We start from the raw sequence: 15238 nt of genomic DNA, 5'->3' as shown, positions 1-15238 counted from the left end.
AATCCGCCGTCCACATGCCGAGAACAACACCGCCTGCGATTCCATCTCCAGCGGCGGGCCGTCGGGCAGGATTCTGCGGCCCAACCCGCCCGCAGGCGGGGTTAGGCCAGGCCACACCCCCCGACCCATGTGCGGAACATCACGCAGTCGGTGGCATATCCATGCGGTCAGTCGTACAGACCCTCGGTGGAAGGTCGCGCCCGACCGGCCCCTCCCCCACCCTCGTGCGAGCCCTGCGCGAAGCGGCTACCGCGATGCCGGAAGGGGCGCTGGGAACCGCGTGAACGACCGCCCACCTCCACGGAGGGCCGGCCGCACGGTTCCCCGCGCCCCGGGCATCACCACCTGCAGGGGCGGCCTCAGCCGACGTGCCCGCCGATCAGCGCGCCGAGCAGGTACGTCACCCCGGCCGCCGCACTGCCGAGCACCAGCTGCCGCAGCCCGCTGAACCACCAGCTCCGCGCGGTCACCCGGGCGACCACCGCGCCGCACCCGAACAGCCCGATCAGCGAGAGCACCAGCGCCGGCAGCAGCGAGGCCGCTCCCAGCAGGTACGGCAGCAACGGCACCAGCGCACCGACCGCGAAGCACAGGAACGACGAGGCCGCGGCGACCAGCGGCGAGGGCAGGTCGTTCGGGTCTATGCCCAGCTCCTCCCGGGCGTGGATCTCCAGCGTCTGGTCCGGGTCGGCGGACAGCTGCCGGGCGACCTCGTGGGCGAGCTCCGGCTCGACACCGCGCGCGATGTACAGCTGGGCCAGCTCGGCCAGCTCACCGTGCGGGTTGCGGCTGAGCTCCAGTCGTTCGGCCTCGATCTCCGCCTCGACCAGCTCGCGCTGGGAGGCCACCGAGGTGTACTCGCCGGCCGCCATCGAACAGGCACCGGCGGCGAGGCCCGCGAGGCCGGTGAGGACGACCGTACTGCTGCCGACGGCGCCACCGACCACGCCGGTCATCAGGGCGAAGTTGGAGACCAGTCCGTCCATCGCGCCGAACACCGCCGGACGGAGCCAGCCGCCGTTGACATCGCGGTGGTGGCCCTCCGCCGGGATGCGCGGCTTGGGCTGGTCGTCCAGGTTCGGCTGGGCGATGGTCGCGGTCATGGTCGGTCGGCCTCCGTTCGAACACTTCTCCCGGCCCGGCCGGGTCTCACCGTTCCTAAACTAGTCCGAACTTTAGACAGATTCCAGGAAAGTAAGGCTGTCCGAACACGGCTCCAGCCGCCCACCACCGAGACGGTGGGGGCGGCCGGAGCTCGGCATAGGACCAGGTCAGGACGGTTCGGTCGACTTCTTCTCGGCCACCGGTCGCGGCTCGGCCGGCGCGGGGCTCGGCGAGGGCACGCTCTCCTTGCCGGACTTGGTCAGGTCCGGGCCGGACTGTGTCAGGTCCTTTCCGGACTCCGCCGGCTCCTCGGCCAGGGCCGCCGGGTCGATCGAGTCCGAAGCCTCCCGACCCGGGCGCGTCCTGCCGACGATCACCAGGTAGGCGACGGCGGCGAGGAAGACCACGATCGCGGTCCAGTCGTTCAGCCGCAGGCCCAGGATGTGGTGCGCCTCGTCGATCCGCAGGTACTCGATCCAGGCCCGGCCCACCGTGTAGGCGGCGACGTAGAGCGCGAAGGCCCGGCCGTGGCCGAGGGTGAACCGGCGGTCGGCCCAGAGCACCAGCAGCGCGACACCGACGCACCAGAGCGACTCGTACAGGAAGGTCGGGTGGTAGACGCCCTCCACCACCGTGCCGTCCGGCAGCACCTTGTGGATCTTCAGGCCCCAGGGCAGGGTGGTCGCCTTGCCGTAGAGCTCCTGGTTGAACCAGTTGCCCCAACGGCCGCAGGCCTGGGCCAGCGCGATACCGGGAGCGATGGCGTCCGCGTACGCGGGCAGCGGGACACCCCGGCGGCGGGCACCGATCCAGGCGCCGACCGCGCCCAGGGCGATGGCGCCCCAGATGCCGAGGCCGCCCTCCCAGATCTTGAAGGCGTTCCAGGGGTCCTTGCCGGCACCGAAGTACAGCTGGTGATCGGTGATCACGTGGTAGAGCCGGCCGCCGACCAGTCCGAACGGGACGGCCCAGACGGCGATGTCACCGACGGTGTGCTTGGCGCCGCCGCGGGCGACCCAGCGCTTGCTGCCGAGCCACACGGCCACGACGACACCGACGATGATGCAGAAGGCGTAGGCGCGCAGCGGGACGGGTCCGAGATAGAGGACCCCCCGCGACGGGCTCGGGATGTAAGCGAGTTCCATGACAAGGTCGACGCTACCGGACCCTGCCCGGCGGATCGGCACCGGACAGGGTCACAGCTTCCGAACGGTCCCTCTTTTCCCGCAGGGATGCCGCTCGGCGCCGTCAGGGCGAGGGCGGCGTGTTGGGCTCGGACGCGGTGGTGGTCGGAGCCGGGCTCTCGTTGCCGGAACCGGTGGTGCCCAGCGGCTTGCCCTGGTTGGCCGCGTCGACCCACTTGACCAGGTTCTCCGCGGAGATCGGCTCGTCACCGTTCTTCGGGTAGACCGGCTTTCCGTTGAGCAGCACGGTCGGGGTGGACTTGTAGCTGGACTTGTCGAAGTCCTGCTGCACCGCCGAGACCCAGCCGCCGTACTTGTTGTCGTTGACGCAGCTCTCGAAGGCCGGTGCGTCCAGCCCGTTGACCTGCTTGGACAGCTTGATCAGGGTCGCCTTGTTCGCGAAGGAGTCGGAGGTCTCCTCCGGCTGGTTGCGGTAGAACACGTCGTGCAGATCGCGGAAGTGGCCCGCGTCCTGGGCACAGGCCAGCGCGTTGGCGCCGTTCTTGGAGCCCTTGCCGCCGAGTGAGCGGTCGATGAACGAGACGATGTGGTAGTTGACGTACAGCTTGCCCTGGTCCTCCAGTTGGTCGACGGTGGGCGCGAAGCTCCGCTCGAAGGCGCCGCAGGCGGGGCAGCGCGGGTCCTCGTAGACGGTGAGCACGGAGGGCGCGTTGGCCGCTCCGGACGGGATCATCAGCTTCTTGTCACCGATCGCGCCGAGGGGGGCGGTGGCCGGGGTCTCCGGCTTCGAGCGCTGGTTCTGCACCACCACGCCGGCCACCACCGCGACCGCGACCACCGCGACCACCACACCGACGACGCCCAGCTTCTTGTTGCGCTTGGCGCGCGCCTCATCGGCCGCGCGCTCCTCCAGCATCCGCTCGCGGGCACTGCGCTTGCCTTCGCGGTTCTTCTCGCTCATACCTGCTGTGTCCAACCTGCTGTCCAAGGTGGGTTCGAGGGTCGGGGGTCTGCCGGTCAACGGCTAGGCGGTCAGCCAGGCGTCTGCCGAGAGCCTGGTGCGCGGCCGGAACACCAGCCAGGCGGCGAGCAGCAGGAAGCCGCAGTCGCGCAGGATCTCCTGCAGGTACTCGGTCTTCGAGGCGTCGACCGCCCCGCCGCCGCCGAAGCAGCCGCAGTCGATCGAGATACCGCGCGCCCACGCGGAGCTGATCCCGCCGATGAAGGTGAGCAGGAGCACTGCGGAGATGACGGCGACAGCGCGCACGCCCAGGCCGATCACCAGCAGCAGCGCGAGCGCCACCTCCAGGAACGGCAACCCGTAGCCGACCGGCTTGACCAGCGACTCCGGCAGGATCTCGTACGCCCGCACCGCCTGCGCCGCCTCCGCCGGATCGGCGATCTTCGCCAGCCCGGCCCAGCCCCAGACCGCCGCCAGGGCCAGCCGCACGGCCAGCCCCACCCACTGCCCCACCGGCCCGTCCACCGCCCGCCGCAGCACCGGCTCGGTGCCGGCCCGCGACTCAGCCATCTGACTGGCCATCGGGTGTCTCCCTCGGTCTCGCTCCCGCTCACGCTTCCCGATGAACCGTAGGGGAAGAGTGATGGTTCCTCACAATTCGTGCGTTACGCCGAATGAGTGACATCTGGAGAGCTGTTGTCCCGATCTGTACGGTTGTTCGGCAGGGGCACGGGGCCGCTATCGCGCCCTGCGGCCGCCCGTGCAGCTCCTCGCGTCCTTGGCCGCCGCATGGCCGACGGCATGGCCGCGATGCGCCTGCGCCCGGTGGGCCCGCACCGCGGTGGCCGGCCGGGTGGCCTCCCCGCACACCACGGCGTCCCGCTCGGCCCGCTCCGCCCCTCGCGCGGCCAGAGCGTGCCCGACGGCCGCCTCCAGGCCGACTGCCGCGCAGAGCGTCAGCGCAGCGGCGGCAGCCCGCAGGAGCACGGCGCGTTGGAGGCCCGGCACGGACTTGCTCCCTCACAGCGGTCATGGACGGCGACGGTGCACGAACCACTTGGAGCGGACGGCACCGTACAGTGGTCCCTCCACTCAACGCCGGTCAACCGCCGCTGATGCGTGAGCGGCCAACTCTTCACTCGTACGGATTCACCTGCTTCCGCACGTGCAACGGCCCGCCACCTCCCCCGAGGAGGTGACGGGCCGTCGGGACTCGAACCGTCAGCGGCGGCGGACGCCCTCCGCCAGTTCACCGGCGAGGGCGCGGACCGCGGCCAGCGCCGCGGCCTGGTCGCCGTCCGCGTCCAGGATCCGCTGGACGAAGGCGGAGCCGACGATCACGCCGTCCGCGAACCGGGCCACCTCGGCGGCCTGGGCCGCGTTGGAGACGCCGAGGCCGACGCAGACCGGCAGCTCGGTGGTGGCCCGGGTGCGGGCGACCAGGTCCTCGGCCAGGTTGCCCACCGCGGCCCGGGTGCCGGTCACGCCCATCACGGCGGCCGCGTACACGAAGCCGGAGCCCGCCGCGGTGACCTCGGCCAGGCGGGCGTCCTTGCTGCTGGGGGCGACCACGAAGACGGTGTCCAGGCCGTGCTCGCCCGCCGCCTTGCGCCACTCCTCCGACTCCTCGACCGGCAGGTCGGGCAGGATGCAGCCCGCGCCGCCCGCGGCGGCCAGGTCGGCGGCGAAGCGCGCCACGCCGTAGCGGTCGACCGGGTTCCAGTACGTCATCACCAGTACCGCGGCCTCGGGGTGGGCGGCGGCCACCTCGGCCACGGTGTGCAGCACGTCCTTGATCCGGACGCCGCCGCGCAGCGCGATGTCGTCGGCGGTCTGGATGGTGGGGCCGTCCAGCACCGGGTCGGAGTGCGGCAGGCCGACCTCGACCACGTCGCAGCCGCCCTCGATCAGCGCGCCCGCCGCCTCGATCCCGCCCGCCACGGTCGGGAACCCGGCCGGGAGGTAGCCGATCAGCGCGGCGCGGTCCTCGGCCTTGGCGGCGGCCAGGACCGCGGTGAGCTTCGAAGCCATGGTCACTTGCCCTCGCTGTCGTAGAGACCGAAGTACTCGGCGGCGGTGTGCATGTCCTTGTCGCCGCGCCCGGAGAGCGAGACCAGGATGGTGGCCTCGGGGCCGAGCTCGCGGCCCAGCTCCAGCGCGCCGGCCAGCGCGTGGGCGCTCTCGATCGCCGGGATGATGCCCTCGGTACGGGACAGCAGGCGCAGCGCCTGCATGGCCTGGTCGTCGGTGACCGGACGGTACTCGGCGCGGCCGGTGTCCTTCAGCCAGGCGTGCTCGGGGCCGACCCCGGGGTAGTCCAGGCCGGCCGAGATGGAGTGGCTCTCGATGGTCTGGCCGTCCTCGTCCTGCAGGACGTAGGTGCGCGAGCCGTGCAGCACGCCCGGGTCGCCCTTGGTCAGGGTGGCCGCGTGCTTCGGGGTGTCGGCGCCCTCGCCGGCCGCCTCGCAGCCGATCAGGCGCACGCCCGTGTCCGGGATGAACTCGTGGAAGATGCCCATCGCGTTGGAGCCGCCGCCGACGCAGGCGACCACCGCGTCCGGCAGCCGGCCGGTGCGGTCCAGCACCTGCTGACGGGCCTCGACGCCGATCACCCGGTGGAAGTCGCGGACCATCATCGGGAACGGGTGCGGACCGGCCACCGTGCCGAACAGGTAGTGGGTGGAGTCCACGTTGGCGACCCAGTCGCGGAACGCCTCGTTGATGGCGTCCTTGAGGGTGCGGCTGCCGGACTTCACCGCGACGACCTCGGCGCCGAGCATCCGCATCCGGGCGACGTTCAGTGCCTGGCGCTGGGTGTCGACCTCGCCCATGTAGACGGTGCAGTCGAAGCCGAACAGCGCGCAGGCGGTGGCGGTGGCCACGCCGTGCTGGCCGGCGCCGGTCTCGGCGATGATCCGGGTCTTGCCCATCCGCTTGGTGAGCAGCGCCTGGCCCAGCACATTGTTGATCTTGTGTGAGCCGGTGTGGTTCAGGTCCTCGCGCTTGAGCAGGATCCGCGCGCCGCCCGCCTCGGCGGAGAACCGGCGGACGTCGGTGAGCGGGCTGGGGCGGCCGGTGTAGTCCCTGAGCAGGGCGTCCAGTTCGGCGGCGAAGGCCGGGTCGGCCTTGGCCTTCTCGTACTCCTCGGCGACCTGCTCGACGGCGGCGACCAGCGCCTCCGGGATGAAGCGGCCGCCGTACGCGCCGAAGTAGCCTCGCGCGTCGGGGACTTGGGCACCCGGCAGGTAGTCGTTCTCGGACATCTCTTGATACGTCCTAAGGGTGTGATGGCTTGCGGTGACGTCGAAGCGGCTGGTTCAGCCGGACGTCCTGCGCCATCGGCGGCCCTGTACCTGGCCGGGCTCGCAGCCGATCACGTACCGCACCCGCCGCCCCAGCACCCGGCGTGCGGGCGCGCGGCAGCCGCGCGGGCGGCAGCCGGGGGCGAGGCGGATCGCGATGGACATGTCTGCGGGTCAGTCCCGTCCGGTGTTGCGCAGCGCCGGGTGGGCACCGGCCGCGACCAGGTCGGCGACGGCGGCCTTCGGGTCCTTGCCGGTCACCAGCGACTCGCCGACCAGGACCGCGTCCGCGCCGAGGTTGGCGTAGGCGATCAGGTCGTGCGGGCCGCGGACGCCGGACTCGGCCACCTTGACGATGTGGTCCGGGATGGCGTCCACCACGTTGCCGAAGGTGTTGCGGTCCACCTCGAGGGTCTTGAGGTTGCGGGCGTTGACGCCGATGATCCTCGCCCCGGCGTCCAGCGCCCGGGCGATCTCCTCCTCGTCGTGCACCTCGACCAGCGGGGTCAGCCCGATCGACTCGGCCCGCTCGATGAGCGAGACCAGAGCCGGCTGCTCCAGTGCCGCCACGATCAGCAGCGCGAGGTCGGCGCCGTGGGCGCGGGCCTCCCAGAGCTGGTAGGAGGTGACGATGAAGTCCTTGCGCAGGATTGGCGTGTCCACCGCGGCCCGGACGGCGTCCAGATCGGCCAGCGAGCCGCCGAAGCGGCGCTGCTCGGTCAGCACGCTGATCGCCGCCGCACCGCCCGCCGCGTAGTCCAGCGCCAGCGCGGCCGGGTCGGCGATCGCCGCCAGCGCGCCCTTGGACGGGCTGGAGCGCTTGACCTCGCAGATCACCCGCACGCCGTCGCCGCGCAGCGCGGCGACGCCGTCCTTGGCATCCGGCGCCTTGGCGGCCAGCTCCTTGAGCTCGTCCAGGGAGACCCTGGCCTGTCGCTCGGCGAGGTCCTCCCGGACCCCGTCGATGATCTCGTCGAGCACACTCACGAGAGCGCCCCCATCATTTTCTGCTAGGCATTCGGCCAGCCGGTACCGGAGGATGACGTCCCTCCGGCCTGGCTGATCCAGTCAAGGCCGTGGGCGGGATTAGCTCGGAACGGTGAGGATCCTGTGCGTATCCGGACCCATCGGCTCTTCGATGGTATCGGGCGCCGGGGGCGCGCTCCTCATCAGTCCGGCGTGCGTTCCGCTGGCCGGACCGGCGCACGCGCCGTCCATGCTGGTCAGCCCCGCGCCCGGCGCACTGCGCGAGTGGGGCCGGCTGCCCGTGGCGCCGGTCAGAGGGCCGGCGGCGCCAGGCCCGCGCCCATCGGCAGATTGCGCAGCACCGTGAACACCACCAGGACCAGGGTCAGCAGCACGACCCCGCGCCCGCCGATGGCGAACCCCGGCGCCGGCCCGCCCGTCAGCGCCGCCCACAGCCAGCGCAGCCAGAACACCGCCGCCACCCCGGCCAGCAGCAGCACCAGCAGGTTGTCGTGGCCCGCGGTGGTCAGATCGCCCCGGGTCAGCGCGTGCACACAGCGCAGTCCGCCGCACCCCGGGCACCACCAGCCGGTCGCCCGCAGCACCGGGCAGGTCGGGTAGTGGCCCGGCGCGTTCGGGTCCACCGCCGCGATGTACGCGGTCGGCAGGGCGACGGCCGCCAGCGCGGCCAGCGGCCGGCTCAGCCGCCGCAGCACGGAGGGCCGGGGAGCGGGCCCGGGCTCCACGGGAATCGCTTTCACCCGGACGATTCTGCCGTGCGGGCGCGCTCGCGTGCCCGCACCGGCGGGGTGTGGCGGGAACGCGAAACGGCGGGCGTGGTGACGCCCGCCGTTCGTCGGCTGCTACCGGATGCCGTCAGGAGACGGAGACCGCGGCCGGCTTCTCGGCGGCGACCGCAGCAGTGTGCTTGCTCGGCTGCCTGCCCATGCCCGCCATCTGCATGGCCTTGCCGACCACACCGCCGAGCAGGACGACCGCGAGACCGGCCCAGACGAGCAGGACGTTCGGAAGGATCATGGCGACGCCGCTGACCAGGAAGCCGATGAAGCTGATGGTCACGCCGGTCCAGGCGGCGGGAGTGTGGCCGTGCGCCTCGCGTGCTGCTGCCGACATTGATGGTGCTCCTTGAGTCTCCGGGGCCCGGCCGTGTCCGACGTGCGCCGAGCGGGGCACCCCCGGCCGGAGGCTGGGGGTGGGTTGACGTCCCCCATTGTGCCGGGCCCTCACAGGCGGACCCAAGCGGGGGCGGCAATCAACCGGTGGGATCCTCGCCACGGTCCAGCGCCTGCCACAGCTCGGCCGGCGTCCCGGCGGGCTTCGGACGCTTCCCCTCGCCCGGCGCCTGGCCGGCCGGGGCCTCGTACCGGGCCCCCATCGCGGGCCAGGCCCGCCCGGACCGCACGGTGATCAGCCCCGCCAGTGCCAGCAGCACGCCGCCCGCCACCGCCACCCAGGGCCAGGCGGTGTGGCTGGGGAGTTCGGCCTGTGCGCTCACCAGCGCCAGCTTGCGGGCCGCCTCCGCGTCCAGCGCGGAGGTGTCCGAGGCCCCGAGCGCGGAGGCCACCGCCACCCCGGCCCCGGCCAGCGCAGCCAGGGCGCCGACCACGATCCGTCCGGCGCCGCGCACGGCGAACACCGCCACGGCCGCGGCCATCACCGCCAGCGTCAGCCCGGTCGGCAGTCCGGAGACCGTGCTGCCGGTGACCGAGACCGCCATCTTGGCCGGAAGCGTTCCCTCGGCCCAGGTGCGCCCCACTGCGGTCAGCACCAGCACCGCCCCCAGCGCGGTCAGCAGCAGCATCACGCCGAGGCTGCGCCGCCCGCCCCTGCGCTCGGCGGGGACGGGTGCGGCGGACTCGGACGACGTAGTAGCACTCACCCGTCCACTATCCCCGACCGCACACCCGCTCGGGTCAGCCGGGGTCCTACGGGAACCCGTCGGTGCGGACCGCCGGCGTGCTCGACGGCCTCACGACAGCGGCGCACGGAGGGTGTTCGCCGTGGCGACGGCCCGCAGCACGGCCGCCGCCTTGTTGCGGCACTCGGTGTCCTCACCCTCCGGGGTGGAGTCGGCGACCACGCCCGCGCCCGCCTGGACGTAGGCGAGGCCGTCCCGGAGCACGGCGGTCCGGATCGCGATCGCGGCGTCGGCGTCGCCCGCGAAGTCCAGGTAACCGACGCAGCCGCCGTACAGGCCTCGGCGGGTGGGCTCAAGCTCCTCGATGATCTGCATCGCGCGCGGCTTGGGCGCCCCCGAGAGCGTCCCGGCCGGGAAGCAGGCGGTGAGCACGTCGAAGGCGGTCTTCCCCTCCGCCACCTCGCCGGTGACGGTGGAGACGATGTGCATGACGTGGCTGTAGCGCTCGATCGCCATGAAGTCGACCACCTCGACACTGCCCGGCGTGCAGACCCGCCCCAGGTCGTTGCGGCCGAGGTCGACCAGCATCAAGTGCTCGGCCCGCTCCTTGGGGTCGGCCAGCAGTTCGGCGGCGAGCTCGGCGTCCTCCTGCGGGGTGGCACCGCGCGGCCTGGTGCCGGCGATGGGGTGCAGCAGCGCCTCGCCCTCCGTCACCTTGACCAGCGCCTCCGGACTGGAGCCGACCACGTCGAAGCCGTCCTGCTCGGTGCCCTCGGGGCCCGGGAAGCGGAACAGGTACATGTACGGGCTGGGGTTGGTGGTGCGCAGCACCCGGTAGACGTCCAGCGCGCTGGCCGCGCAGGGCGTCTCGAAGCGCTGCGAGACGACCACCTGGAAGGCCTCGCCGGCCCGGATCCGTTCCTTGATCTCCTCCACGGCCCGCCCGTACGGCTCACCCCCGAACGGCGAGTGGGCGTCCACGGCGGTCGGGGTGAAAATGGCGAGCCCCGAGTCGACCGGCTTCCGCAGATCGGCCTCCATCGCGTCGAGCCGGGCCACCGCGTCCGCGTAGGCCTCGTCCACACCGCTGGCCAGGTCGTTGTGGTTGACCGCGTTGGCGATCAGCACCACCGAGCCGTCCCAGTGGTCGAGAACCGCGAGGTCGGTGGCGAGCAGCATGGTCAGCTCGGGCAGCTTGAGGTCGTCCGGGGTGCGGTCGGGCAGCTTCTCCAGCCGGCGGACCACGTCGTAGCCGAGATAGCCGACCAGGCCGCCGGTGAGCGGCGGCAGGCCGTCGTCGGCGCCGCGCGGGGTGTGCAGCGCGGTGAGCGCGGCCCGCAGCACCTCCAGCGGGTCGCCGGTGGTGGGGATGCCGACCGGCGGGGTGCCGTGCCAGTGCGCGTTGCCGTCCTGGTCTGCGGTGAGCGCGGCGGCGCTGCGCACCCCGACGAACGAGTACCGGGACCAACTCCGGCCCTGCTCGGCCGACTCCAGCAGGAAGGTGCCGGGGCGCTCGGCGGCCAGGCTGCGGTACAGACCGATGGGCGTGAGCCCGTCCGCGAGGAGCCGGCGGGTGACCGGGATGACCCGGGTGTCTACGGCGAGCTTGCGGAAGGCCTCAAGGTCCATGGGGTACTTCACCGTTCGTGAGCAGGGGCTGACGGTGGAAAGACTAGCGAGCGAGCGGCAGGACGTCGGTGTCGAAGCAGGTACGCGTGCCGGTGTGGCAGGCCGCGCCCACCTGGTCGACCCGGACCAGCAGGGTGTCGGCGTCGCAGTCCAGCGCAACGGACTTGACGTACTGGAAGTGCCCGGAGGTGTCGCCCTTGACCCAGTACTCCTGGCGGCTGCGGCTCCAGTAGGTGCAGCGGCCGGTGGTCAGCGTGCGGTGCAGCGCCTCGTCGTCCATCCATCCGAGCATCAACACCTCGCCGGTGTCGTACTGCTGGGCGATGGCGGGGATCAGGCCGTCGGGCGTGCGCTTGAGCCGGTCGGCGATGTCAGCGGCCAGGGCGGTGCTGCCGGGGGCGGCGGGAGTGGTGGACATACCGCCATTCTCGCAGGTACCCGGGGTGGCCCGGCGGTGACACCGGGCGGCACCTCGGGCAGAGGGGCGGCCGCTCGCGGGGCCCGGGTGAAACCGCGGGACGCGGCCCCACCGGCTCGCGCCGGGGCTCCCGCGGCCGTCCGGCCGGATCGCCCGACGTGCAGCCCCGCCCGCCGGGCCCCTTCGACCACCCCGGCGGGTTCGCTGCCGGGTCGCCCAGCCCGGACCGCGAGCAGCTCGTCGACCGTGCCGACCGGGGCCTGTCCGGCGGATCTGCCCGGGCGTGCGGCGCTGGGCGCCCCGGTGGGCCCCTGGTGCCCGATGATCCCCTCGCATCGAACACCTCTTGGTCCGGGCCGTGCCGCCGCCGGCGCAGTGCCCGGTGCCCGGTGTCGTCCGACTCGGACCGTTGTTGTCAATCCTCTGCCAAGCCGCTGTCCGCACGGCCACAATGGCTGCGAGCCAAGGGGGTTGAGGTGGACAAGGGACCCATGGGGGGCGTGCCGCCGCAGGACGGCCGGGCGCGCGGACGGCGGTGGTGGATGGTGCTACCGGCCGCGGTCGTGGTGGCGGCACTGGGCGGTCTGTTCCTGTGGCCGCAGCGGCACCGGGTGGCCCTGCCGCCACCCCTGGTGCCGACCGCGCACAGTCCGTCCGCAAGCCCGTCGAAGGTGCTGCCGTACCCCTACTTCCTGCCGGGGACGTGCTTCGACCACCAGCAGCTGAGCGCCGGGATCACCAAACCCGAGCAGCGCCCGTGCGCCCAGCCGCACGACGGCGAGGCGATCGCCGACATCGTGCTGCCGGACGGGCTGACCGACGACCTGGTGATCGGCCGCACGCTGCGCGAGCTGTGCCGGGCACCGCTGGCCGAGTGGGAGCAGCAGCAGGGCGGCGGGCAGTACTACGGCTTCCCCGTCGGGCCGTACCTGCGGTACTACCAGCAGGGTTTCCGGGACGCGACGTGCACCATGACGGTGAGCGACCACCAGGGCGGCCCGAAGACGACCGGGCACTTCCACTCGCACGTCCCCGCTGACGGCTGATCACCCGGGGGCGGGCGGCCGCCCCAGGGCAGCGTAGGCTGAGGCGCATGTCGAACTCTGCACGTACGGAGCGCCAGCGGCTTGCCGAGCTGCTGACAGCGGCCGGCCCCGATGCCCCTACGCTGTGCGAGGGGTGGACCACCCGCGATCTGGCCGCTCACCTGGTCCTGCGGGAGCGCCGGGCGGACGCGGCGCCCGGAATCCGGGTGCAGGCGCTGGCCGGCTGGACGGCACGGGTGCAGGCCGGCTACGCGGAGCGGCCCTACGAGGAGCTGGTGCAGCTGTTCCGTTCGGGGCCGCCGCGACTGTCGCCGTTCGCACTGCCCGGGGTGGACGAGGCGGCCAACACGGTCGAGTACTTCGTGCACGCCGAGGACGTCCGGCGCGCGGTCGAGTGGGAACCGCAGGAGGTCTCAGCCGAGTTGGCCCAGGCCCTGTGGCGGCGCCTGCCGATGCTCACCCGGCTGGAGGCCGGCCGAAAGACCCCGGTACGGCTGTCGCTGCGCTGGCCGGGCACGGGCAGCCTCGAGTTCGGCCCCCGCGGCACCGACCAGGTCGAACTCACCGGCTCTCCGGCCGAGTTGACCCTCTTCACGTTCGGCCGCGGCGCCCGGACCACCCTCCAGGTCGAGGGCCCGGCCCAGGCGGTCGAGGCCCTGGGTGCCGTGCTCCCGCTGCCGCGGGACTGACCCTCCCGGAAGCCTTTCCGATGGCTCCTCGGGGGCCGCGCGGTGGTCCCGTACGGCCCCGGGCTCGCACCGTCACGGGGCGCGGGGCGCTGAACTGCCGCCCCGCGCCCCGTGTTCGCGTCCAGTGCCCGCCGGGTGCGCCCCGCGCTACCGAACCGGGTGCCCGGCCTCCCGAAGAGCGTTCTTGACCTCGCCGATCCGCAGGTCGCCGAAGTGGAACACGCTGGCGGCCAGCACCGCGTCGGCGCCCGCCTCCACCGCGGGGGCGAAGTCGGCGAGCTTTCCCGCCCCTCCGGAGGCGATCACCGGGATGGAGACCGCCTTGCGGACGGCCCGGATCATCTCCAGGTCGTAGCCGTCCTTCGTCCCGTCGGCGTCCATCGAGTTGAGCAGGATCTCCCCCGCCCCCAGCTCGGCCGCCCGGACCGCCCACTCGACCGCGTCCAGTCCGGTGCCGCGGCGCCCGCCGTGCGTGGTGACCTCGAAGCGGCGATCAGCGGCTCCGCCGCGGGCGGAGGCGGTCTCCGTCCCCTCCGGGCAGCGCCGGGCGTCGACCGACAACACCAGCACCTGCCGGCCGAACCGCTGGGCGATCTCCCGGATCAGCTCCGGACGGGCGATCGCCGCCGTGTTGACGCCGACCTTGTCGGCGCCGGCCCGCAGCAGCCGGTCGACGTCCTCCACAGTGCGGATGCCGCCGCCCACGGTGAGCGGGATGAAGACCTGCTCGGCGGTGCGGCGGACCACGTCGTAGGTGGTCTCCCGGTTACCGGAGGAGGCGGTGATGTCGAGGAAGGTCAGCTCGTCGGCGCCCTCGGCGTCGTAGAACTTGGCCATCTCGACCGGATCGCCCGCGTCGCGCAGGTTCTGGAAGTTGACTCCCTTGACCACTCGTCCGGCGTCGACGTCCAGACAGGGGATGACACGTACTGCGAGGGTCACTGCTTGCCTTCCAGGGAGGTTGCGAGCCCGGGACGGTAGGCGTCGACTTCGACCTCGACCATCATCCGGGAGTCGATCAGGCCCTCCACCACGACCATGCTCGCCACCGGGCGGATCGCGTCGAAGAGCTTCTTGTGTGCCCGGCCGACCTCTTCGGAGTCCCGGACGTGGGTGATGTACATCCGGGTGCGGACCACGTCCGCCGCGTCGAGGCCGTACCGGGCCAGGGCTTTGAGTGCCACGCCGAAAGCGGCGAGGGTCTGCTGGTAGGGGTCGCCCTCACCCTGGACGACCCCGTTGTCGAAGGCGGTGCTGCCGGCCACCAGAACGAAGTCCCCGGCCCGCACGGCACGCGAGTAGCCGAACTCCTCCTCCCAGGGAGAAGCGCCGGAGATTCTCAACGAGCTTTGCGCGGCCGGGATTTCGGTCATCGGGACACAGCCTCCAGCGCCTCTTCGAGGGTGAACTTCTGCTCGTAGAGGGCCTTGCCCACGATCGCGCCCTCGACACCTTCGGGGACCAGCCCGGCGATGGCGCGCAGGTCTTCCAGCGAGGAGACCCCGCCGCTGGCGACCACCGGCTTGTCGGTGGCGGCGCAGACGTTCCGCAGCAGCTCCAGGTTGGGGCCGGTCAGGGTGCCGTCGCGGTTGACGTCGGTGACCACGTAGCGGGCGCAGCCCTCGGAGTCGAGGCGGGCCAGCACCTCGTACAGGTTGCCGCCGTCGCGGGTCCAGCCGCGGCCGCGCAGGGTGGTGCCGACCACGTCCAGGCCGACCGCGATCTTGTCGCCGTGCTCGGCGATGACCTTGGCGACCCACTCGGGGCTCTCCAGGGCGGCGGTGCCGAGGTTGACCCGGGTGCAGCCGGTGGCCAGGGCGGCGGCCAGCGACTCGTCGTCGCGGATGCCGCCGGAGAGCTCGACCTTGATGTCGAGGGCACCGGTGACCTCGCGCAGCAGCTCACGGTTGCTACCGGTGCCGAAGGCGGCGTCCAGGTCGACCAGGTGCAGCCACTCGGCGCCGGCGTTCTGCCAGGCGAGGGCGGCGGCGAGCGGCTCGCCGAAGGAGGTCTCGGTACCGGAGGCGCCCTTGACCAGCCGGACGGCCTGACCGTCGCGGACGTCGACGGCGGGAAGGAGTTCCAAGCGGGACATCGTA

19 protein-coding genes are annotated in these 15238 nt (G+C 72.6%); 2 read left to right on the top strand and 17 right to left on the bottom strand.

Annotation, left to right across the window (positions count from 1 at the left end):
- Positions 1-359 precede the first annotated feature (359 nt).
- The 14 genes from ACZ5ON_RS01515 to hisI all read right to left on the bottom strand — a co-directional run bounded on the left by ACZ5ON_RS01515 (position 360) and on the right by hisI (position 11404).
- Complete coding sequence (locus ACZ5ON_RS01515) at positions 360-1103, bottom strand: VIT1/CCC1 transporter family protein (RefSeq protein WP_465583401.1); 744 nt, start codon at positions 1101-1103, stop codon at positions 360-362.
- Positions 1104-1271: 168 nt separating this feature from the next.
- Positions 1272-2249, bottom strand: a complete 978-nt coding sequence (gene lgt, locus ACZ5ON_RS01510; protein ID WP_465583398.1) for a prolipoprotein diacylglyceryl transferase — start codon at positions 2247-2249, stop codon at positions 1272-1274.
- Positions 2250-2352: 103 nt separating this feature from the next.
- Positions 2353-3210 carry a DsbA family protein gene (locus tag ACZ5ON_RS01505; protein ID WP_465583395.1) on the bottom strand — a complete coding sequence of 286 codons (858 nt, stop codon included), beginning with the start codon at positions 3208-3210 and terminating at the stop codon, positions 2353-2355.
- A 63-nt stretch (positions 3211-3273) separates the two neighbouring features.
- On the bottom strand, positions 3274-3792 hold the full coding sequence (locus ACZ5ON_RS01500; RefSeq protein WP_465583392.1) for a MauE/DoxX family redox-associated membrane protein: 519 nt from the start codon (positions 3790-3792) through the stop codon (positions 3274-3276).
- Between the two features lie 156 nt (positions 3793-3948).
- Positions 3949-4218 carry a hypothetical protein gene (locus tag ACZ5ON_RS01495; protein ID WP_465583387.1) on the bottom strand — a complete coding sequence of 90 codons (270 nt, stop codon included), beginning with the start codon at positions 4216-4218 and terminating at the stop codon, positions 3949-3951.
- Positions 4219-4431: 213 nt separating this feature from the next.
- Positions 4432-5241, bottom strand: a complete 810-nt coding sequence (gene trpA, locus ACZ5ON_RS01490) for a tryptophan synthase subunit alpha (RefSeq protein ID WP_465583384.1) — start codon at positions 5239-5241, stop codon at positions 4432-4434.
- A gap of 2 nt (positions 5242-5243) precedes the next feature.
- Entirely contained in the window at positions 5244-6473 is a 1230-nt protein-coding gene (gene trpB / locus ACZ5ON_RS01485; protein ID WP_465583381.1) for a tryptophan synthase subunit beta, read from the bottom strand.
- A 54-nt stretch (positions 6474-6527) separates the two neighbouring features.
- Complete coding sequence (gene trpM, locus ACZ5ON_RS01480; RefSeq protein ID WP_425557496.1) at positions 6528-6677, bottom strand: tryptophan biosynthesis modulator TrpM; 150 nt, start codon at positions 6675-6677, stop codon at positions 6528-6530.
- 9 nt (positions 6678-6686) lie between these two features.
- On the bottom strand, positions 6687-7499 hold the full coding sequence (gene trpC / locus ACZ5ON_RS01475; protein WP_465583376.1) for an indole-3-glycerol phosphate synthase TrpC: 813 nt from the start codon (positions 7497-7499) through the stop codon (positions 6687-6689).
- 290 nt (positions 7500-7789) lie between these two features.
- Complete coding sequence (locus ACZ5ON_RS01470; RefSeq protein ID WP_465583373.1) at positions 7790-8239, bottom strand: DUF2752 domain-containing protein; 450 nt, start codon at positions 8237-8239, stop codon at positions 7790-7792.
- Positions 8240-8354: 115 nt separating this feature from the next.
- Positions 8355-8612 (bottom strand): HGxxPAAW family protein, encoded by a 258-nt coding sequence (locus tag ACZ5ON_RS01465; protein ID WP_344634037.1) that lies wholly within the window; start codon positions 8610-8612, stop codon positions 8355-8357.
- Positions 8613-8751: 139 nt separating this feature from the next.
- Positions 8752-9378 carry a TIGR02234 family membrane protein gene (locus ACZ5ON_RS01460; protein ID WP_465583369.1) on the bottom strand — a complete coding sequence of 209 codons (627 nt, stop codon included), beginning with the start codon at positions 9376-9378 and terminating at the stop codon, positions 8752-8754.
- 90 nt (positions 9379-9468) lie between these two features.
- Positions 9469-10986 carry an anthranilate synthase component I gene (locus ACZ5ON_RS01455; protein ID WP_465583365.1) on the bottom strand — a complete coding sequence of 506 codons (1518 nt, stop codon included), beginning with the start codon at positions 10984-10986 and terminating at the stop codon, positions 9469-9471.
- Between the two features lie 43 nt (positions 10987-11029).
- Entirely contained in the window at positions 11030-11404 is a 375-nt protein-coding gene (hisI, locus tag ACZ5ON_RS01450) for a phosphoribosyl-AMP cyclohydrolase (RefSeq protein WP_465583362.1), read from the bottom strand.
- 476 nt (positions 11405-11880) lie between these two features.
- Between hisI and ACZ5ON_RS01445 the strand changes: the two genes are divergently transcribed.
- On the top strand, positions 11881-12450 hold the full coding sequence (locus ACZ5ON_RS01445; RefSeq protein ID WP_465583358.1) for a hypothetical protein: 570 nt from the start codon (positions 11881-11883) through the stop codon (positions 12448-12450).
- A 47-nt stretch (positions 12451-12497) separates the two neighbouring features.
- Entirely contained in the window at positions 12498-13139 is a 642-nt protein-coding gene (locus tag ACZ5ON_RS01440; protein WP_465583355.1) for a TIGR03085 family metal-binding protein, read from the top strand.
- A gap of 147 nt (positions 13140-13286) precedes the next feature.
- Here the strand turns inward: ACZ5ON_RS01440 and hisF are convergent, their stop codons facing one another.
- Genes hisF through priA form a run of 3 tightly spaced genes read right to left on the bottom strand, consistent with a single transcriptional unit; the run spans position 13287 to position 15234 of the window.
- Complete coding sequence (gene hisF, locus ACZ5ON_RS01435) at positions 13287-14081, bottom strand: imidazole glycerol phosphate synthase subunit HisF (RefSeq protein WP_465583349.1); 795 nt, start codon at positions 14079-14081, stop codon at positions 13287-13289.
- The gene (locus ACZ5ON_RS01430) at positions 14078-14512 is read right to left on the bottom strand and encodes a RidA family protein (protein WP_465583346.1); all 435 of its coding nucleotides are present in this window, start codon (positions 14510-14512) and stop codon (positions 14078-14080) included. Before ACZ5ON_RS01430 ends, hisF begins: the two co-directional genes overlap by 4 nt.
- Positions 14509-15234, bottom strand: coding sequence for a bifunctional 1-(5-phosphoribosyl)-5-((5-phosphoribosylamino)methylideneamino)imidazole-4-carboxamide isomerase/phosphoribosylanthranilate isomerase PriA (gene priA / locus ACZ5ON_RS01425; RefSeq protein WP_465583342.1), 726 nt, complete (start codon positions 15232-15234; stop codon positions 14509-14511). The genes ACZ5ON_RS01430 and priA overlap by 4 nt, the downstream gene beginning before the upstream one ends.
- Positions 15235-15238 lie beyond the last annotated feature (4 nt).

The organism is Kitasatospora sp. NPDC032150 (genome assembly GCF_055579945.1).
Note: the sequence above shows the minus strand (reverse complement) of the source record. Positions and strands in the feature narration are given on the sequence as shown.

Excerpts from the sequence above, each read along its gene's own strand:
- ACZ5ON_RS01515 (WP_465583401.1), bottom strand. The coding sequence starts at position 1,103 with ATGACCGCGACCATCGCCCAGCCGAACCTGGACGACCAGCCCAAGCCG.
- lgt (WP_465583398.1), bottom strand. The coding sequence starts at position 2,249 with ATGGAACTCGCTTACATCCCGAGCCCGTCGCGGGGGGTCCTCTATCTC.
- ACZ5ON_RS01505 (WP_465583395.1), bottom strand. The coding sequence starts at position 3,210 with ATGAGCGAGAAGAACCGCGAAGGCAAGCGCAGTGCCCGCGAGCGGATG.
- ACZ5ON_RS01500 (WP_465583392.1), bottom strand. The coding sequence starts at position 3,792 with ATGGCCAGTCAGATGGCTGAGTCGCGGGCCGGCACCGAGCCGGTGCTG.
- trpA (WP_465583384.1), bottom strand. The coding sequence starts at position 5,241 with ATGGCTTCGAAGCTCACCGCGGTCCTGGCCGCCGCCAAGGCCGAGGAC.
- trpB (WP_465583381.1), bottom strand. The coding sequence starts at position 6,473 with ATGTCCGAGAACGACTACCTGCCGGGTGCCCAAGTCCCCGACGCGCGA.
- trpM (WP_425557496.1), bottom strand. The coding sequence starts at position 6,677 with ATGTCCATCGCGATCCGCCTCGCCCCCGGCTGCCGCCCGCGCGGCTGC.
- ACZ5ON_RS01465 (WP_344634037.1), bottom strand. The coding sequence starts at position 8,612 with ATGTCGGCAGCAGCACGCGAGGCGCACGGCCACACTCCCGCCGCCTGG.
- ACZ5ON_RS01455 (WP_465583365.1), bottom strand. The coding sequence starts at position 10,986 with ATGGACCTTGAGGCCTTCCGCAAGCTCGCCGTAGACACCCGGGTCATC.
- hisI (WP_465583362.1), bottom strand. The coding sequence starts at position 11,404 with ATGTCCACCACTCCCGCCGCCCCCGGCAGCACCGCCCTGGCCGCTGAC.
- ACZ5ON_RS01440 (WP_465583355.1), top strand. The coding sequence starts at position 12,498 with ATGTCGAACTCTGCACGTACGGAGCGCCAGCGGCTTGCCGAGCTGCTG.
- ACZ5ON_RS01430 (WP_465583346.1), bottom strand. The coding sequence starts at position 14,512 with ATGACCGAAATCCCGGCCGCGCAAAGCTCGTTGAGAATCTCCGGCGCT.
- priA (WP_465583342.1), bottom strand. The coding sequence starts at position 15,234 with ATGTCCCGCTTGGAACTCCTTCCCGCCGTCGACGTCCGCGACGGTCAG.